15 protein-coding genes are annotated in these 15,723 nt (G+C 70.1%); 10 read left to right on the forward strand and 5 right to left on the reverse strand.

The window, feature by feature from the left end:
- Positions 1-10 precede the first annotated feature (10 nt).
- On the reverse strand, positions 11-1,792 hold the full coding sequence (locus SYV04_RS05980) for a HEAT repeat domain-containing protein (protein WP_321544646.1): 1,782 nt from the start codon (positions 1,790-1,792) through the stop codon (positions 11-13).
- 982 nt (positions 1,793-2,774) lie between these two features.
- Between SYV04_RS05980 and SYV04_RS05985 the strand changes: the two genes are divergently transcribed.
- The 3 genes from SYV04_RS05985 to SYV04_RS05995 all read left to right on the forward strand — a co-directional run bounded on the left by SYV04_RS05985 (position 2,775) and on the right by SYV04_RS05995 (position 4,915).
- Entirely contained in the window at positions 2,775-3,134 is a 360-nt protein-coding gene (locus SYV04_RS05985) for a helix-turn-helix domain-containing protein (protein ID WP_321544647.1), read from the forward strand.
- A 111-nt stretch (positions 3,135-3,245) separates the two neighbouring features.
- Positions 3,246-4,148, forward strand: coding sequence for a fatty acid desaturase family protein (locus SYV04_RS05990; protein WP_321544648.1), 903 nt, complete (start codon positions 3,246-3,248; stop codon positions 4,146-4,148).
- 47 nt (positions 4,149-4,195) lie between these two features.
- Positions 4,196-4,915, forward strand: a complete 720-nt coding sequence (locus SYV04_RS05995; RefSeq protein WP_321545228.1) for a helix-turn-helix domain-containing protein — start codon at positions 4,196-4,198, stop codon at positions 4,913-4,915.
- Positions 4,916-4,922: 7 nt separating this feature from the next.
- Here SYV04_RS05995 and SYV04_RS06000 read toward each other — a convergent pair whose 3' ends face one another.
- From SYV04_RS06000 to SYV04_RS06010, 3 genes are all read right to left on the reverse strand, one after another.
- The gene (locus SYV04_RS06000; RefSeq protein ID WP_321544649.1) at positions 4,923-6,260 is read right to left on the reverse strand and encodes a sensor histidine kinase; all 1,338 of its coding nucleotides are present in this window, start codon (positions 6,258-6,260) and stop codon (positions 4,923-4,925) included.
- Positions 6,261-6,347: 87 nt separating this feature from the next.
- Positions 6,348-6,953, reverse strand: a complete 606-nt coding sequence (locus tag SYV04_RS06005) for a glutathione S-transferase family protein (RefSeq protein ID WP_321544650.1) — start codon at positions 6,951-6,953, stop codon at positions 6,348-6,350.
- Between the two features lie 19 nt (positions 6,954-6,972).
- Positions 6,973-7,578 carry a phospholipase D-like domain-containing protein gene (locus SYV04_RS06010; RefSeq protein ID WP_321545229.1) on the reverse strand — a complete coding sequence of 202 codons (606 nt, stop codon included), beginning with the start codon at positions 7,576-7,578 and terminating at the stop codon, positions 6,973-6,975.
- Between the two features lie 111 nt (positions 7,579-7,689).
- Between SYV04_RS06010 and SYV04_RS06015 the strand changes: the two genes are divergently transcribed.
- The 6 genes from SYV04_RS06015 (at position 7,690) to SYV04_RS06040 (ending at position 13,996) form a co-directional block, all read left to right on the forward strand.
- Positions 7,690-8,370 (forward strand): TetR/AcrR family transcriptional regulator, encoded by a 681-nt coding sequence (locus SYV04_RS06015; RefSeq protein WP_321544651.1) that lies wholly within the window; start codon positions 7,690-7,692, stop codon positions 8,368-8,370.
- 26 nt (positions 8,371-8,396) lie between these two features.
- On the forward strand, positions 8,397-9,197 hold the full coding sequence (locus SYV04_RS06020) for an SDR family NAD(P)-dependent oxidoreductase (protein ID WP_321544652.1): 801 nt from the start codon (positions 8,397-8,399) through the stop codon (positions 9,195-9,197).
- Positions 9,190-10,722: an aldehyde dehydrogenase family protein gene (locus SYV04_RS06025; RefSeq protein WP_321544653.1), complete on the forward strand. Its 1,533-nt coding sequence runs from the start codon at positions 9,190-9,192 to the stop codon at positions 10,720-10,722. Before SYV04_RS06020 ends, SYV04_RS06025 begins: the two co-directional genes overlap by 8 nt.
- A 68-nt stretch (positions 10,723-10,790) precedes the next feature.
- A complete protein-coding gene (locus tag SYV04_RS06030) occupies positions 10,791-12,233 on the forward strand; it encodes an aldehyde dehydrogenase family protein (protein WP_321544654.1) in 1,443 nt (480 codons plus the stop codon).
- Positions 12,234-12,269: 36 nt separating this feature from the next.
- Positions 12,270-12,896 carry a phenylalanine--tRNA ligase beta subunit-related protein gene (locus SYV04_RS06035; RefSeq protein WP_321544655.1) on the forward strand — a complete coding sequence of 209 codons (627 nt, stop codon included), beginning with the start codon at positions 12,270-12,272 and terminating at the stop codon, positions 12,894-12,896.
- Positions 12,897-12,964: 68 nt separating this feature from the next.
- Positions 12,965-13,996, forward strand: a complete 1,032-nt coding sequence (locus SYV04_RS06040) for a phosphotransferase (RefSeq protein WP_321544656.1) — start codon at positions 12,965-12,967, stop codon at positions 13,994-13,996.
- Position 13,997: 1 nt separating this feature from the next.
- Here SYV04_RS06040 and SYV04_RS06045 read toward each other — a convergent pair whose 3' ends face one another.
- A complete protein-coding gene (locus SYV04_RS06045; RefSeq protein ID WP_321544657.1) occupies positions 13,998-14,483 on the reverse strand; it encodes a gluconokinase in 486 nt (161 codons plus the stop codon).
- Between the two features lie 126 nt (positions 14,484-14,609).
- Between SYV04_RS06045 and SYV04_RS06050 the strand changes: the two genes are divergently transcribed.
- Entirely contained in the window at positions 14,610-15,707 is a 1,098-nt protein-coding gene (locus tag SYV04_RS06050) for a DNA ligase (RefSeq protein ID WP_321544658.1), read from the forward strand.
- The last annotated feature ends 16 nt before the right edge of the window (positions 15,708-15,723 follow it).

The following is a 15,723-nucleotide window of genomic DNA, read 5'->3' on the forward strand; positions in this document are numbered from 1 at the left end:
ATACCTTGCCTCAAGCGGCGAAGTATTTGTGCCCCCGCCGTACCACGGCTCCCCGGGCAACCAGGAGGGTTAGCGCCTCCTGCGCCAACTCCACCGGAGCCGACAGCGCGGCCGTCAGCTCTCCAAACGAGCGTCCCCGGATGGCCGTGCGGATGTCGCTCATCAGCGATGTACACAGCGCCTCGACCGGGGACGGGCCTGCGCGCGTCGCGGGCGCCGGGGGAGGCACCGGCGCGGACCGGTTCGCGGGCACGCCACTCATTACCGCCAGGGCCGCGCGAACGGGGCCGGAGCGCTCGGGAGCCGATGCCGGGACCGAGTGCGCGTACGTCACCGCGGGAGCCACCGGCGTGGGCATGGCGGGCGCGGGCGTGGGAGCAGGCGCGGGCGGCGCGACCTTCACGGGGGCAGCGGCAGCGACGGGGCGAGCCACGAGCGGCGCGCGCACGGGCTGCGAGGGCAGCGTGGCGAGCCGGCGAATCTCCCGGCGACGCTGCGGCTCATCGAGCCCCACCACGGCCGAGACATCATGGCCGAGGATGCGCGAGAGGCTCTGCGCGGCGGAGCGACGCACGCGCAGCTCCGGGTCCAGCAACGACTCGAGCAGCAGCTTCCGGGCGTCCTCCCCGTTGGCCGCTCCTAGGGCGAGGGCCGCCAGGCTGCGCACCTCCGGATCCGTGTCGTGAATGGCTTCCTCGCCGAGCCGACGTGCTGCCTCGCCCTCCAGCCCCAGCGCGAGCAACGAGGCCCGGCGGCGCACGGCCCGGTCCGGATCCTTCATCGCCTGCGCGAGGTGAGGCGCGGCATCCTCCGGCGCCAGCGCGAGCAGGGCCTTGAGCGCGGCGATGCGGACCTCGGACACGGGCGAGGCCAGGAGCGGCGAGACGACCGAGGCGCCCTCCTCCCGGCACAGCCCGGCGAAGGCCTGGATGAGCGCCACCTGCACGGCGGGCTCCGTCTCGGCGTGCAGCGCGGTGGCCAGCGCGGGCGCGGCGGCCGGCTGTCCCAGGGCCTTGAGGCGCTCGGCGGCACGCACGCGCGCGGCGGAGTCCTGCGCCGACAGCTCACGCACGGAGAAGCCGAACAGCGTCTCGTCCGCGCTGCCCGAGGGCCCGACGTGCCCGGACAGCTCGGCGAGCTGCGCGGGGCTCACGCCGAGCCGTCCCTCGGACAGGAAGCGCTGCGCCTGCTGGACCACCGGCGAGGCGGCCACCATCGTGGCCACCCGGGGCGCCACCGCCATCGCCACCGCGAAGCCCGGCATGGGGAACAGCGGCTCATCCGCGTCATCCGGCACTGGCGGCGGCGGTCGCTCCTGCATCCGCGCCACGGGCACCGGCGTGGGCGTGCTCCGAGAAGCCACGGGCGCGGGCACGGGCGTAGGGGCCTGCCCCGGCCGGTTCATCACCTCGCTGCGCAGCTGCGAGATGAAGGACGCCAGGTCGATGCCGATGTCATCGTCGTCGTCGTCGCGCGCCTGGTCCGCGCTGCGGATGCGGCTGGAGTCGAGCAGCTTGCCCAGCAGCTGCGTCTTCTCGTCGCGCAAGGCCTGGTTGAGGCGCACCAGCTCCTCGCGCTCGGCGTTGGAACGGTTGATGCGCACCTCCAGCTCGGCCACCTCGCGCCGCAGGACGATCTCTCGCTGACCCGCCTCGGCGAGCTCACGCTTGAGCCGGTCCACCTCCTGCCGGGCTCCATCCAGCTCGTTGTGGAGCTGGTCGGCACGGGCCTCGAAGTAGACGATCTTCTCAAGTGCGCTCTTGAGCAGCGCGTCGGGACGCTCGTCGCTCACGACCTGAACAGCCCTCCACAAGGCGCTGGGACCTCCGCTGAAGCTGTCCTCCAGCGGACATCCGACCACCTCGGATGCGGGGTCGGACGGACCTTATGTCAGACCCTCATGGCAGGTAAACCCCCGAAATAGCTAGGGCTTTTCCGAGCACTGCCCTTCTAGACCATTGACAACGCCGCCCGAGCCGATTTCTCGGCCTCGGCGCGCACGGGAGGGGTGTGCGTACGAGCGAGCGCCCGCACACCCGGCAGGCTTCCGGTCCCTCTCAGGTCGCCCACCGTCCACCCACCCTCCAGTACCTCGGGACACACGCACGGCTCCGCTCGCGCCACCGCCTCCCGGAGCACCTGCGCGGGGCCTCCCGAAGCGCCCACCGGGGAGCGCTCGAAGCGCTCACGCGAGACCTCCCGCGAGGACGTGCGCGGGCGGTGAACGAATCTCCACAACCCACGTCGCCAGGTTGGCTTCGCGAGGCGCGCGGCGCCTACGTCGGCTCGTGCGAAAGCGCAAGAAACAGCAGTCCACCGAGGCGCTCGCGGCGCTGCTCGGCCCTCCTGGCGGATTGGGCTGATCAGCACCGGGAAATGGCTCCGAGGCCGGAAAATCGGCCTGGAACAGATTTCAGGGTACAGGCGTTGATCATCCCGCCAGATGGCTCCGGGACCGAAAGGTCGGCCTCGGAACTCGTTCACTACGTCACGGGTTGAACTCCTAGCAGGTTGATCCGAAGCCGAGAAATCGGCCTCGGAGCCGACTCACGACGGCACAGGTGAGCTGTGCGCGGTGCGTTACCGCAACGGCACGGGTGTGCGTGCGCGGTCTGCGAGGAGAGCCTTCCCGGGGCGGCTACAGGGACCCAGAGATGTCAGACGCCCTCCGTAATCTCCCTCCTACGCCGTCGCTCACAACGAGTGACGACTCCCTCGATGACGCGTCTTGCGCACAAGAGGGTCAACGCCCTTTTCAGAAGGTGTCAGCAGCCATGGAACAGCGACTGGCCACCATCATCGGAGCCTCGGTACGCGCGGCTCGCCAGCGGTTGGATCTCACTCAAGCGGATGTCGCCGAGCGGGTCGGCATCGCCACGGAAGTGTACGGACGGCTCGAGCGCGGCCACATGCTGCCCAGCGTGAAGACGCTGCGGCGCCTGTGCCTGGTGCTCAACTGCTCCTCGGACGTGTTGCTCGGAGTCGCCTCGGCGGAGAAGCCGGTGGCGGTGGCCGAGGATCCGCCGGAGTACGGCGAGCGTCCCGAGGTGCGGCGCGTGATTCGCGCGCTGCGTCGGCTCGAGCCTGCTCAGCTTCGGCTGATCACCCAGGTAGCGGGCGCCATCCACCGCTGAGTCCCCGACCTCCCGTGAGGGAGGCGGGGTCGGTGGGGCGTCGCCTCCTCGCAACTGCTTGGCGCGAGGAAGGAAGCGACATGGGACGTCGGGGGCGTACACACCGCCCTCATGCGTCCCCCTCGAACAACATCGCCCGCGCTGGACCTGCCCAACCTCGCCGTGCATGCGCTGTGGTGGGCGTGGTTTCCCGCGCTCCTGTGGAGCTGGAGCTCGCTGGAGTGGACCGGCCGCGCGGGGATGCTGGTGCTGGGCTGGGCGGTGCTGTTCTGGAACTACGCCGTCCTGCACAACCACATGCACGTGCCCATCGTGAAGCCACGAGCGCTCCAGTTCGTGGTGTCGCGCACGCTGGGGCTCTCGTGTGGCTTCCCCTACCGGGGCTATTACATCCACCACTTCAACCACCACCGCTACAACGATGGCCCGGGAGACTGGGGCATGCGTCGTCCGGGTGAGGGTGTGCTGCGCTATCTGCTGCGCTCCACGCTCGCGCCGTGGTTCTGGCCGTGGCAGGTGGTGGGCAACGTGTGGCAGGCGACGAAGACGCGCGCCTGGCGCCTGGAGCTGGCGCTGGACTTCGTCGTGGTGGACGGCCTGCTCCTGGGGCTCGTCTTCTGGCGCCCGTCCCTCGGCCTGTCCCTCTGGGGACTGTGGCTGGTGGGCCAGCTCTCCATCTATTGGCTCAACCTGGCCGCTCACTTCGAGACGGACGCCCGCCGCAAGGACTCGCTGGCCGTCACATCGAACTCGCGTCTGTACAACCTGTTCTTTTTCAACGCGGGTCACCATCAGGCCCACCACGTCTGGCCCCAGGTCCCCTGGAGGGAGCTGCCGGGGGCTACCCACTCCCTGACAGTGGCAGACCGCGTTCGTCCAGATCTGCAAACCTCGCTCTCGCCGATCAATCCGCTCTGGGTGGCGCGGGTGCTGAGGGGCTATTCTGCCGCGCCGTGCGAGCCGCTGACGGAGTCGACGATTACGTCCGGAACCCCCTCGGCCGTTACTTCATAGGGGACGGGTTCCTGCACTGGTACGCCTCGGAGGACCTGGCCGGGTTCATCCTCTGGGGGCGTCCGGGCGAGACGCAGGCGAGACGCCTGACGCAGGTGCTGGATGTGGAGCGCACGCCGCACGCGCCCCACGCCTCGCTGGTGGACGCGCGACGGCTGGAGTACCCGGACCCGAACGCCTTCTCCTTCTTCGTCAACTACATGCAGCAGCGCGAGCAGGACTTCGCCACCTCGGTGAAGCGGCAGGCGCTGCTGCGTCCCGAGGGCCTGGTGGGCGCGGCGGTGGGCGGCTTCTACAGCCTGCTGCGGCGCTCGTACCCCACGGATGTCTTCACCGACACGGGCGAGGCGCTGGGATGGCTGGGCGTGGGCGAGGTGCGGGCCGCGGAGCTGGTGGCGGAGCTCAACCAGCTCATGGCGCAGGCCACCGGCCAGTCACCGCTGTTGCAGGAGCTGCACCGCGTGCTGCGGACCCGGCTGCTGGACGCGGGCCTGTCGGATGTCTCCCGGGAGATGGGCATGTCCGAGCGCACGCTGCAGCGGCGCTTGAAGGAGGCCAACACCTCGTTCCAGTCCGAGCTCAACTCGGTGCAGGTGCGCACCGCGCAGCAGCTCCTGCTGGAGACGGACATGAAGCTGACGGCGGTGGCGGTGGAAGTGGGCTGCGCCTCGCTGCAGCACTTCAGCAGCCTGTTCCGCAAGCTGGTGGGTGACTCTCCCAGCACCTGGCGCGAGCAACACCGCAAGGGCTCGCCTCCCGCGGAGTAGGCGAGGCTCAGACGCTGGCGACGGGCTGGGACTTCGCGGCCTTGAGCAGGAGGGTGAAGCGAGCGCCTCCCTCGGGACGGTTCTCCGCCGACAGCGCGCCTCCCGCGCGAGACAGGTACTCGCGGCACAGCGCCAGGCCCAGCCCGGTGCCCTTGTCCCGGGACTTGGTGGTGAAGAAGGGCTCGAACAGGCGGGGCATCACCTCTTGGGGAATGCCCGTACCGTTGTCCTCCAGCTCCAGCCGCACGCCTCCGCTGTCGGGCCGGGCGCGCAGGACGATATGGGCCGGGCGCTGCGGCTGGGCGGACCTCACCGCGTCGGCGGCGTTGACGAGCAGGGTGAGCAGCACCTGCGCCAGGTGCCGCTGCCCCATCTGGACCTTGGGCAGATCCGACGACACCTCGCGCACCACCTCGCCCACGCCGCTCAGGCGCGCCGCGCCGAGGCGCAGCGCCTCGTCCAGCGCCTCGGACACCGCGCACTCCTCGCCGGCGGAGATCTCCCGGGAGAACTGCCGCAGGTCCGCGACGATCTGCTGGATGCGAGAGACGCCCTGCTGCGTCTCCTCCAGCACGGTGCGCAGCTCGTCCCGGTTCTGCGGCTCCCGGAGCTCCACGAGTTCTTCCTGGAGGAAGCAGAGGTTGGCCTTCACGAAGGCCAGCGGGTTGTTCACCTCGTGGGCCACGCCGGAGGCGAGCTGGCCCACCAGCGCCCACCGCTCCACCTCCGCGCGGTGGCGCTCGGCGTGCAGGCGGTGGCGCTCGCTCTCGGCCAGCTGCTCGAGCGCCTTGAGCCGCTCCTGGTTCGCCTGGCGCTCGGCCGCGAGCAGCCGCTGGTACGTCCGCGTGCCGTAGGCGGACACCACGGCCGAGAAGCTGAAGACGATGATTTGAGAAATCGTAAAGCGCGTGGGCGCTCCGGACAGCACGCACACGAGCACCAGCGCCCCCAGCGTCACCGCGATGGACACCAGCACGGGCGAGCGCCGCGCGGGCACGAAGACGGCCATCACCAGGGGGACGATATAGAAGGTGGCGAAGAAGGGACTGTGGATGCCCCCCGACAGCAGCACCTCGAGGGTGAGCGCGGTGATGCTCAACAGGCCCGCCGCCATCCCCGCGAGAGGGAGGGGCAACCTGCCGGAGCCCACCAGCACACCCAGCAGGCCGAAGGAGGCGGCCCAGGCGAGCTGCACCGCCGCGACGGGTACGCGCAGCGCGCCGAACAACACCGGGTGCGTCACCACGCTCGAGGCGAAGACCGCCGCGCAGATGAGGAAGTTGCGCCGGCGAACCGCCAGCTCCGCCATCTTCTCGGGAGGGTTCGCGGAGGAGGGCTCGGACACGGGGAAGACACGAGGGACCACGGAAGACCGGGGCGGGCGCCCCGGTGCCCACTCCACCGGACCGCCCGCGGGGAGTCAATCCAGAGGCTAGTGCCCGAAGACCTTCTGGGCGGCCGGGCGCTGGTGGAGCCGCTGTACGTAGGCCTGCAGCGCCGGGTAATCACCAAGCTGGCCCAACATCGCGCCGAGGCTGAGCACGCCACCCACCACCACGTCGGCGGCGCTGAACTTGCTGCCGACGACGTACTCACGGCCCTTCATGCGCTCCTCGAGGGCAACGGCCACCTGCTTGAAGCGCTGGCTGCTCGTCGCGATGACGGTGGGCGAGCGCTGGGCCTCGGGCAGGAAGCGGGTGTGCATGAGGATCTCCACGAGCGGCTTCTCCGCCTCGGTCATGACGTAGGAGATCCACTGGTAGTACTCGCCGCGCTCATTCGTCCCCGGCGCCGGAGCGAAGCCCTTCTCCGGGAACTTGTCGGCCAGGTGCATCACGATGGCCGCCGACTCGATCATCACGAAGCCGTTGTCATCCAGCGCCGGCACCACGCCCAGCGGGTGGATCTTCATGTACGCCGGCTGCTTGTGTTCGCCCTTCATCAGGTCCAGCTGCTGCACCTCGTAGGGGACGCCGAGCTCCTCGAGCATCCAGCGGGGACGCATGGCACGGGTGCCAGGGGCAAAATAGAGCTTCATTTCGAGTTCTCCCTCGTCGTTAGCGCCGGAGGCGCCGGGCATGTCCCAGGCGAATGCCATCGGACGCCCGCTTCTTCGCCGTTCCGGCTCCCGGGGGCAAGATGGGGTCGGGACACACCGAGCGTAGTCGACACCCACGACACTCCGCCCCGCCCCACACCGCCTCGTACAGCGCCGTCACCCGGTCGATGACATCGAAGTCCTCGGTGACGAAGCCCAGCTCGAAGTTGCGCGTGTCCTCGCCCTTGGCGCCCAGGCCCGCGCCGGTGAGGTTGGCGCTGCCCAGGTAGGCCCACGCCCCATCCACCACCACGGCCTTGAAGTGAACCCGCGGGCACACCTTCAGTTCCAGCCCGCCCCGCACCAGCCGACTCCGCGCGTCGAAGGCCTCGCGAAAGGGCCGGCTCGGAAGCTCCGCGTGCAAGAGCCGCAGCGCCACCCCGCGCGCCGCCAGCCGATCGAACACCTCCAGCACCGGGACGAACTTCTCGCCCTGCTCCACGAACATCGCCTTCACGTTGGCGGTGGCGATCCACACCGACTCGCGCGCCTGGGCCAGCTTGCCCAGCACCACCTCGCGGTAGAGCGCGCGTCCTTGGAGCAGTTCCGCCTGGAGGGGCCTCATCATGAACCTACATGCTCGCACACCGGCCGAGCAGAGCGAGTTTCCGCTCCCGAACCCTCGAAATGACCGGGGGTCATTGACAAGAAATAGGGAGGCTCTTACAAGTGACTCATGGTCAGCAATGTGCCGGTGAAGGCGAAGCGGGTGCTGCCGCTCAGGGCGCGGCGGGACGAGGACAAGGAGGCGCGGCGGCGGCTCATCCTGGATGAGGCGCTGGCGCTCTACACGGCCACCTCCTATGCGGAGGTGAAGATGGCGGATGTGGCGGAGCGCTCGAAGCTGGCCAAGGGCACGGTGTTCCTCTACTTCCCGACGAAGGAGGCGCTGTTCCTGGCGCTGCTGGAGGAGCTGCTCTTCGCGTGGTTCACGAAGCTGGAGGCGCAGCTGGCCAGCGGAGAGGGCCGGTGGGCGGGGCCTCGGCTGGCGCGCACGGTGGCCGAGTCGCTGGAGGGCCAGGAGGCGCTGACGCGGCTGCTGGCGCTGTTGCAGACGGTGCTGGAGCAGAACGTCACTGCCGAGCAGGCGCGGGGCTTCAAGGAGCGGCTGCTGGAGGCGCTGGTGCGCACGGGCGCGCAGGTGGAGCAGCGGCTGGAGTTCCTGAAGCCGGGCGAGGGGGCGCGCTTCCTGATGCACCTGCACGCGCTGGTGACGGGGCTGCGGCAGATGGCGGACGTGGCGCCGGTGACGCGCGAGGTGCTGGCGCTGCCCCACATGGCGCCGCTGCGCGTGGACTTCACGGTCGAGCTGACGGAAGCGCTGACCACCTTGTTGCGCGGGCTCGAGGCCCGCTGAGTTTCTCAGAGGAGAAGGAGATCCCCATGACGACCCAGACGAAGAAGAAGACAGCCCTCATCACCGGAGCCTCGGGCGGTATCGGCCTGGACTTCGCTCGGCTGTTCGCCGAGGGGGGCTATGACGTGGTGCTGGTGGCGCGCACCGAGTCCAAGCTTCAGGAGCTGGCGCAGGAGCTGTCCGCCAAGCACGGCGTGCGCGCGCTGGTGGTGGCCTCGGACCTGTCGGACCCCGCGGCTCCAGCGCGGCTGATGGAGCGGCTCAAGGTCGAGGGCGTGCAGGTGGACGCGCTGGTGAACAACGCGGGCTACGGCGCCTACGGGGCCTTCGTGGAGACGGACCTGGACGCGGAGCTGAAGATGATCCAGCTCAACATCTCCGCGCTCACGGCGCTGACCAAGGCGGTGCTGCCGGGGATGCTGGAGCGCAAGAGCGGCCGCATCCTCAACGTGGCCTCCACGGCGGCCTTCCAGCCCGGGCCGCTGATGGCGGTGTACTACGCCACCAAGGCGTATGTGCTCTCGTTCTCCGAGGCGCTGGCCAACGAGACGCGAGGCACGGGCGTCACCGTCACCTGCCTGTGCCCGGGCCCTACCAAGACGGGCTTCCAGCAGCAGGCGAAGATGGAGGAGTCCCGGCTGGTGAAGGGCAAGGAGATCATGGACTCGCTCACCGTGGCGCGCGCCGGCTACGAGGCGCTGCACCGGGGGCAGGCGGTCGTCATCCCCGGCTTCGTGAACAACCTGTTGGCGCAGAGCGTGCGCTTCCTGCCGCGCAGCGCCGTCACCACCATCGTTAGAAAGGTCCAGGAGCGCGCCCATGCTTGAGAACACGAAGAAGCCCTCCACCGCCACGCCCGTTCCGGGTGGCGCTCCGACCGAAGCGGCTCCCACGACCGCGCCGGCCCCTCGCGTGGCGCCCGTTCCCGAGGACTTCGTGGACGTGACGCGGGTGCGCGCGGTGTTCGAGGCGCAGCGGGCGCACCGCTGGACGATGGCGCGCACCACGGCCTCCGAGCGCATCGCCCGGCTCAAGAAGCTGAAGGCGGCCATCCTGGCGCGGCGCGAGGCGCTGAACCAGGCGGTGTACGCGGACTTCCGCAAGCCGGCGGCCGAGGTGGAGCTGACGGAGATGCACCCCGTGATGGAGGAGCTGAACCACACCGTCAAACACCTGAAGTCCTGGATGAAGCCCACGCGCGTGGGCACGCCGCTGCTGCTGGCGGGGACCAAGAGCGTGGTGCGCTACGAGCCCAAGGGCGTGGTGCTGGTGCTGGCGCCGTGGAACTACCCGTTCGCGCTGCTGATCAACCCGCTCATCGCGGCGGTGTCTGCGGGCAACTGCGTGGTGCTCAAGCCCAGCGAGAAGACGCCGCACGTGGCGGCGCTCCTGGAGGAGCTGGTGCGCGAGGTGTTCGAGGAGCGCGAGGTGGCGCTGCTGCGCGGCGGTGCGGCGCTGGGAGACGCGCTGCTGGAGCTGCCGTTCGACCACTTCTTCTTCACGGGCAGCCCGCGCATCGGCCAGAAGGTGATGGCGGCGGCCTCTCGGCATCTGGCCAGCGTGACGCTGGAGCTGGGTGGCAAGTCGCCCGCCATCATCGATGCCTCCGCGGACGTGAAGGCGGCGGCGGAGCGGCTGATGTGGGGCAAGTTCATCAACGCGGGGCAGACGTGCATCGCCCCGGACTACGTCTTCGTCCACGCCTCGCGGGAGAAGGAGTTCCTGGAGCACGCCCGGCGGACGCTGGCCTCCTTCTATGGCTCCCAGGAGACGGCATGGCGGGAGAGTGCCTCCTTCGCCCGGCTGGTGGACGACGGGGCCTTCCGCCGCGTGCGGGAGCTGCTCGATCGCTCGGTGGCCGCTGGGGCGCGCGTGGAGACCGGTGGGCAGGCGGATGCGGGGACGCGGTACCTGGCGCCCACCCTCCTCTCGGGCGTGCGGCCGGACATGGCCATCATGGAGGGGGAGATCTTCGGTCCGGTGTTGCCGGTGATGACGTACGAGCACCGGGAGGGTGTCTATGCCCACATCAACGCCGGGGGAAAGCCGCTGGCCCTCTACGTCTTCGCCGAGGACAAGCGCGCGGTGGAGGACGTCTTCCAGCACACCACCTCGGGTGGGGCGGTGGTGAACAACGTGCTGCTGCACATCGCCAACCCGCACCTGCCCTTCGGAGGCGTGGGAATGAGCGGCCTGGGCCACTACCACGGCCAGTACGGCTTCAAGACCTTCAGCCACGAGCGGGCGGTGTTGGTGCAGGCGCTGCCGTCGGCTGCCTCGCTTTTCTTCCCGCCCTATGACGGAAAGGGACTGAAGGGGCTTGCCGCCCGCCTGAGTCGTTGGCTTGAGTAGGCGGATCCACGGGAAGACAGGGGGCCCTCGGGCGGTTGGGGGGTCCCTGAATCGATAGGAGAGCTGCCATGCGCCTCGTCAGGACCCAAGAAACGGCGGAGACCCAGCGTCCGCTGCAGGAAGCTTTCGAGCGGCTCCAGGCGCGCCGATGGCAGCAGGCCCAGACGGACGCCCGGGAGCGCCTGGCCCGGTTGGAGCGATTGAAGGCCCTGCTGCTGGATCGGCGCGAGGCGATGGCGGAGGCGCTCTACGCGGACTTCCGCAAGCCGCGCGCCGAGGCGGAGAGCACCGAGCTGCTGCCCGTGCTGATGGAGCTGGCGCACACGCTCAAGCACCTGAAGTCCTGGATGAAGCCACGCAAGGTGGGCACGCCGCTGCTGCTGGCGGGGACGAGCAGCGAGGTGCGCTACGAGCCCAAGGGCGTGGTGCTGGTGCTGGCGCCGTGGAACTACCCGCTGGCCCTGGCCCTCAACCCGTTGATTACAGCGGTGGCGGCGGGCAACTGCGTGATGCTCAAGCCCAGCGAGAAGACGCCGCACACGGCGGCCTTCATCGCGTCGCTGGTGCAGGACACCTTCGACTCCTCCGAGGTGGCGGTGGTGCAGGGAGGTCCGGAGGTGGGTGACGCGCTGCTGCGGCTGCCGTTCGACCACATCTTCTTCACGGGCGGGCCGCGCATCGGCCGCAAGGTGATGGAGGCGGCGGCGCGGCACCTGTCCAGCGTGACGCTGGAGCTGGGCGGCAAGTCCCCGGCGGTGGTGGACGCGACGGCGGATGTGAAGGCGGCGGCCGAACGCATCATCTGGGGCAAGTTCCTCAACGCGGGACAAACGTGCATCGCGCCGGACTACGTGTACGTGCATGCCTCGAAGGAGGAGGCGTTCCTCTCCGAGGTGAAGGAGGCGCTGGAGCGCTTCTACGGGAAGACGGAGGAGGCGCGCCGGGCGAGCCCGGACCTGTGCCGGCTGGTGGACGCCGCGGCGTTCACGCGGGTGCGCGGGCTGCTGGACCGGACGGTGACCGCGGGAGCGCGGGTGGTGGCCGGGGGCGTGGTGGATGAGGAGAGCCGCTACATCGCGCCCACCGTGCTGGCGGATGTGACGGAAGAGGCGGCGGTGATGGAGGAGGAGATCTTCGGTCCGGTGCTGCCGGTGCTGCGCTACGAGAAGCCGGAGAAGGTGGTGGAGACGATTCGCGGCGGAGGCAAGCCGCTGGCGCTCTACCTCTTCAGCCAGGACGAGGACGCGGTGGAGCGACTGCTGCGGCAGACGTCCGCGGGCGGGACGATGGTGAACAACGTGGTCATCCACATCACCAACCCGAACCTGCCCTTCGGAGGCACGGGGCAGAGCGGAATGGGCGCCTACCACGGCGAGGCGGGCTTCCGGGAGCTGAGCCACGCCCGGTCGGTCATGCGGCAGGGGCGCGCGTCCCTGGCCCACTTCTTCTTCCCGCCCTACACGGGCAAGGCGCAGCAGCTGGCACGGCTCGCCAGTCGCCTGTTCGAGTAAGTAGAGCGGTGCCGGTCGGCGCCATAGAGTGGCGCCGTGCTGACCGTCGACCCTCATCCCCTCCTGGACGCCCTCGCCTTCACCACCACGTTCCCGGAGCCCCTGTCCGCGCGGCCCTCGCCGGACTGGCTGACCGCGCTGCTCAAGCCGGATGCCTCCGCGCCCCTGAGCAGCGATGACGCCGTGCGCGGCGCCGTGCGCGACCTGCTGCGCCACGGCGGCTACAAGCCCACCGGCCGGGGCAAGCCCGCCTCCGAGTACCTCGTGCGCGCCGCCGGAGATGGCTCCCTCGGCTCCATCAACGCCGCCGTGGATGCCTGCAACGCCGTGTCCCTCCACAGCGGCCTGCCCATCAGCGTGGTGGACCTCGACCGGGCCAAGGCGCCCTTCCGCCTCGGCATCGCGCCGGCTGGCTCCGAGTACATCTTCAACGCGTCCGGGCAGACCATCGACCTGAGCGGCCTGCTGTGCCTCTTCGACGCCGAGGGCCCCTGCGCCAACGCGGTGAAGGACGCCCAGCGCACCAAGACGAACGCGGACACCCGCCGCACCCTCACCGTCCTCTGGGGCACCCAGGCCCTGGGCGACCGCACCGCCCGCACCTTCTCGTGGTACCGCGAGCTGCTCGAGCGCCTCGGGGCTACCGTGGAGCGCATATCCTGAACCCGCCCGAACTGGAGCTGCTGCTGGCCGATGGCGCCCGCGCGCTCTCCGCCACATGGGGGCGCCCCGTGCTCCTCAGCGAGCCCGAGGTGCTCGGTGCGGGGGCTCGCAGCCACGTGGTGCGCGCCCGCGTCGTCGGCGGCGAGGTGCAGAGCGTCGTCCTCAAGCACTTCCGGGAAGAGCCCGTGTGCGGGCTCGATGACTGGGCGGGCACCCTCTTCCTCACCCGGCGCGGCATCCCCGGCAGCCCGCGCTTCCTGGCCGGCAGCGAGGAGGCGCGCCTCTTCGTCATGGAGGACCTCGGCCGGGGCCAGAGCCTCGACTCCCTGTTTCGCGGCGACGACCCGCAGATCGCCAGCAGTGCCTTGCTCTCCATCGTCCGGCTCACCGCCGAGCTCCACGTGCGCACGCTGGGCGCGCAAGCCGAGTACGACGCCGTGCGCCAGGCCGTGGAGCCCCGCCACGAGCGGGTGCGCATCGAGAACGCGCGCTACCTCGTGGACAACGCCAGCCGGCTGAGTCGCTGGGTCGAGGCCGTGGGCGCGCAAGAGGCGCCGGGCACGCTCGCGGACCTGGAGCAGCTCTCGCGTACGCTCGCGGATCCCGGGCCCTTCCTCGCCTTCACCCACGGGGACATGGCGCCCAGCAACACGGTCTTCACCCGCGACGGCCCGCACCTCGTGGACTTCGAATACGCGGGCATGCGCCACGCGCTTTATGACGCGCTGATGTGGCTCATCTCCGTGCCGCTGCCGGAAGAGCTCTCCACGCGCGCGGACGTCGCCTACCGCCTCGTGCTGGCGCAGGGCTGCGAGGCGGCCCGGGTGGACTCCGAGTACGCCCGCGCATGCGCCACGGTGGTCGCCGCGCGCACGGTGAACGTCTTCCAGTGGATCTCTCCCAAGGCCCTGGAGCGGGACCGCGAGTGGGCGCCGGGCTTCACCGAGCGCAACGCGCTGCTGCACCACCTCGAGCGCTGCCGCCTGCTGCTGGAGCCCCTCAACCCCGTGCCCGCGCTGGCAAGCACCCTCGCGTCGCTGGAGGCGCGCCTGCGCGAGCGCTGGACGGTGGAGCCCTTCGTCTGGCCCGCGCTCCGCTGAGTCACACCTTCAGCCCGGCCCGGATGGCGGCGACCACCTCCTCGGGCTCCCGCGCCACATCCACCTCCAGCGCGTCCTCCGGCGCCTCCAGCGTCTCGAACTGGCTGTCCAGCAGGCTCGGCGGCATGAAGTGTCCCTGGCGCAGCTTCAACCGGCGGGCGATCTCCTCCCGAGGAGCGCTCAGGTACACCCACCGCACCCGCGAGGGGTCTACCGTGAGCAGCAGCCGGTAGCTCCGCCGCAGCCCCGAGCAGGCCACCACCAGGTCCTCGCCTCGCGTCACCGCCTCCGCGATGAGCCCGCGCAGCCGCTCCAGCCACGGGGCGCGATCCACGTCCGTCAGCGGCACCCCCGAAGCCATCTTCGCCACGTTCTCCGGCGGGTGGAAATCGTCTCCCTCCAGGAAGCGCCACCCCAGGGCCTCCGCCAGCCGCTTGCCCAGCGTCGTCTTCCCCGCTCCCGCCACTCCCATGAGGATGATCACCATGCGCCGCAACCTCCGAAGGCGTCTCCCACTTACCCACCTTCCAGGGTCCTCCGTCTACGTCAGACCCGCCGGATACGATTCTGTTCGTCGCCGCGAGGAACTCGCGGCGTTGTGAGAGGACAACTCGTGGCCGATATCGCGAATGGCGAGCAGCTCGAAGTCAAAGGTTCTGGCGCCAAGCCGTACATCCTGAAGAACACCGGCGGTGTGTACTCCTGCACCTGCCCCGCCTGGCGCAACCAGTCCGTGGCCATCGAGCGCCGCACCTGCAAGCACCTGCGCAAGATTCGCGGCGACGCGGCCGAGGACGCCCGCACCCAGGCGGCAGCCTCCGGCGCTTCGGCCAGCCCCTCCACCAACCGCGCCCGGAACCGCGCCGCGCCGGCCTCGAGCGCCAGCGCCACGTCGAGCGACGCCAAGGCCCCACCGGTGCTGCTGGCCCACTCGTGGACGAACGACACGGACCTCACCGGCTGGTGGATGAGCGAGAAGCTCGATGGCGTGCGCGCCTACTGGGACGGCAAGCGCTTCCTGTCGCGCCAGGGCAATCCCTTCTACGCCCCGGCCTGGTTCACCGAGAAGCTGCCGGATTACCCGCTGGATGGGGAGCTGTTCGGCGGGCGAAAGAAGTTCCAGCGCACCGTCAGCGTCGTGCGGCGGCAGGACCAGAGCGACGATTGGAAGGAGCTGGCCTTCGTCATCTTCGATGCGCCCTCGCTGGACGCTCCCTTCGAGGAGCGCCTCGCTCACTGCCAGCAGTTCGTGGAAGACGTGGCGCCGCCCTATGCCGAGTGGCTGGAGCACCAGCCCTGCCAGAGCGTGAAGCACCTGCGCGAGGAGCTGGCGCGCGTGGAGGGGCTCGGAGGCGAAGGGCTGATGCTGCGCCAGCCCGGCTCGCGCTACGAGGCAGGCCGCTCCTACACGCTGCTGAAGGTGAAGAGCTTCCATGACGACGAGGCGCGCGTCATCGGCCACCAGCCCGGTGCCGGCCGGCACAAGGGGCGGCTGGGTGCCCTCGAGGTGGAGCTGCGCAACGGCACCCGCTTCTCGGTGGGCACCGGCCTGTCCGACGCCGAGCGCGAGAACCCTCCCGGCCTCGGCAGCATCATCACCTTCCGCTACCAGGAGCTCTCCAACGACGGCGTGCCGCGCTTCCCCTCGTACGTGGGCGTGCGCATCGACGCCGAGCCCTGGAAGCCCACCGCCCGCGGCAAGCGCGCCTGAGGCTTCCTCCCGCGCT

Source organism: Hyalangium ruber, from assembly GCF_034259325.1.
Lineage (GTDB): Bacteria > Myxococcota > Myxococcia > Myxococcales > Myxococcaceae > Hyalangium_A > Hyalangium_A rubrum.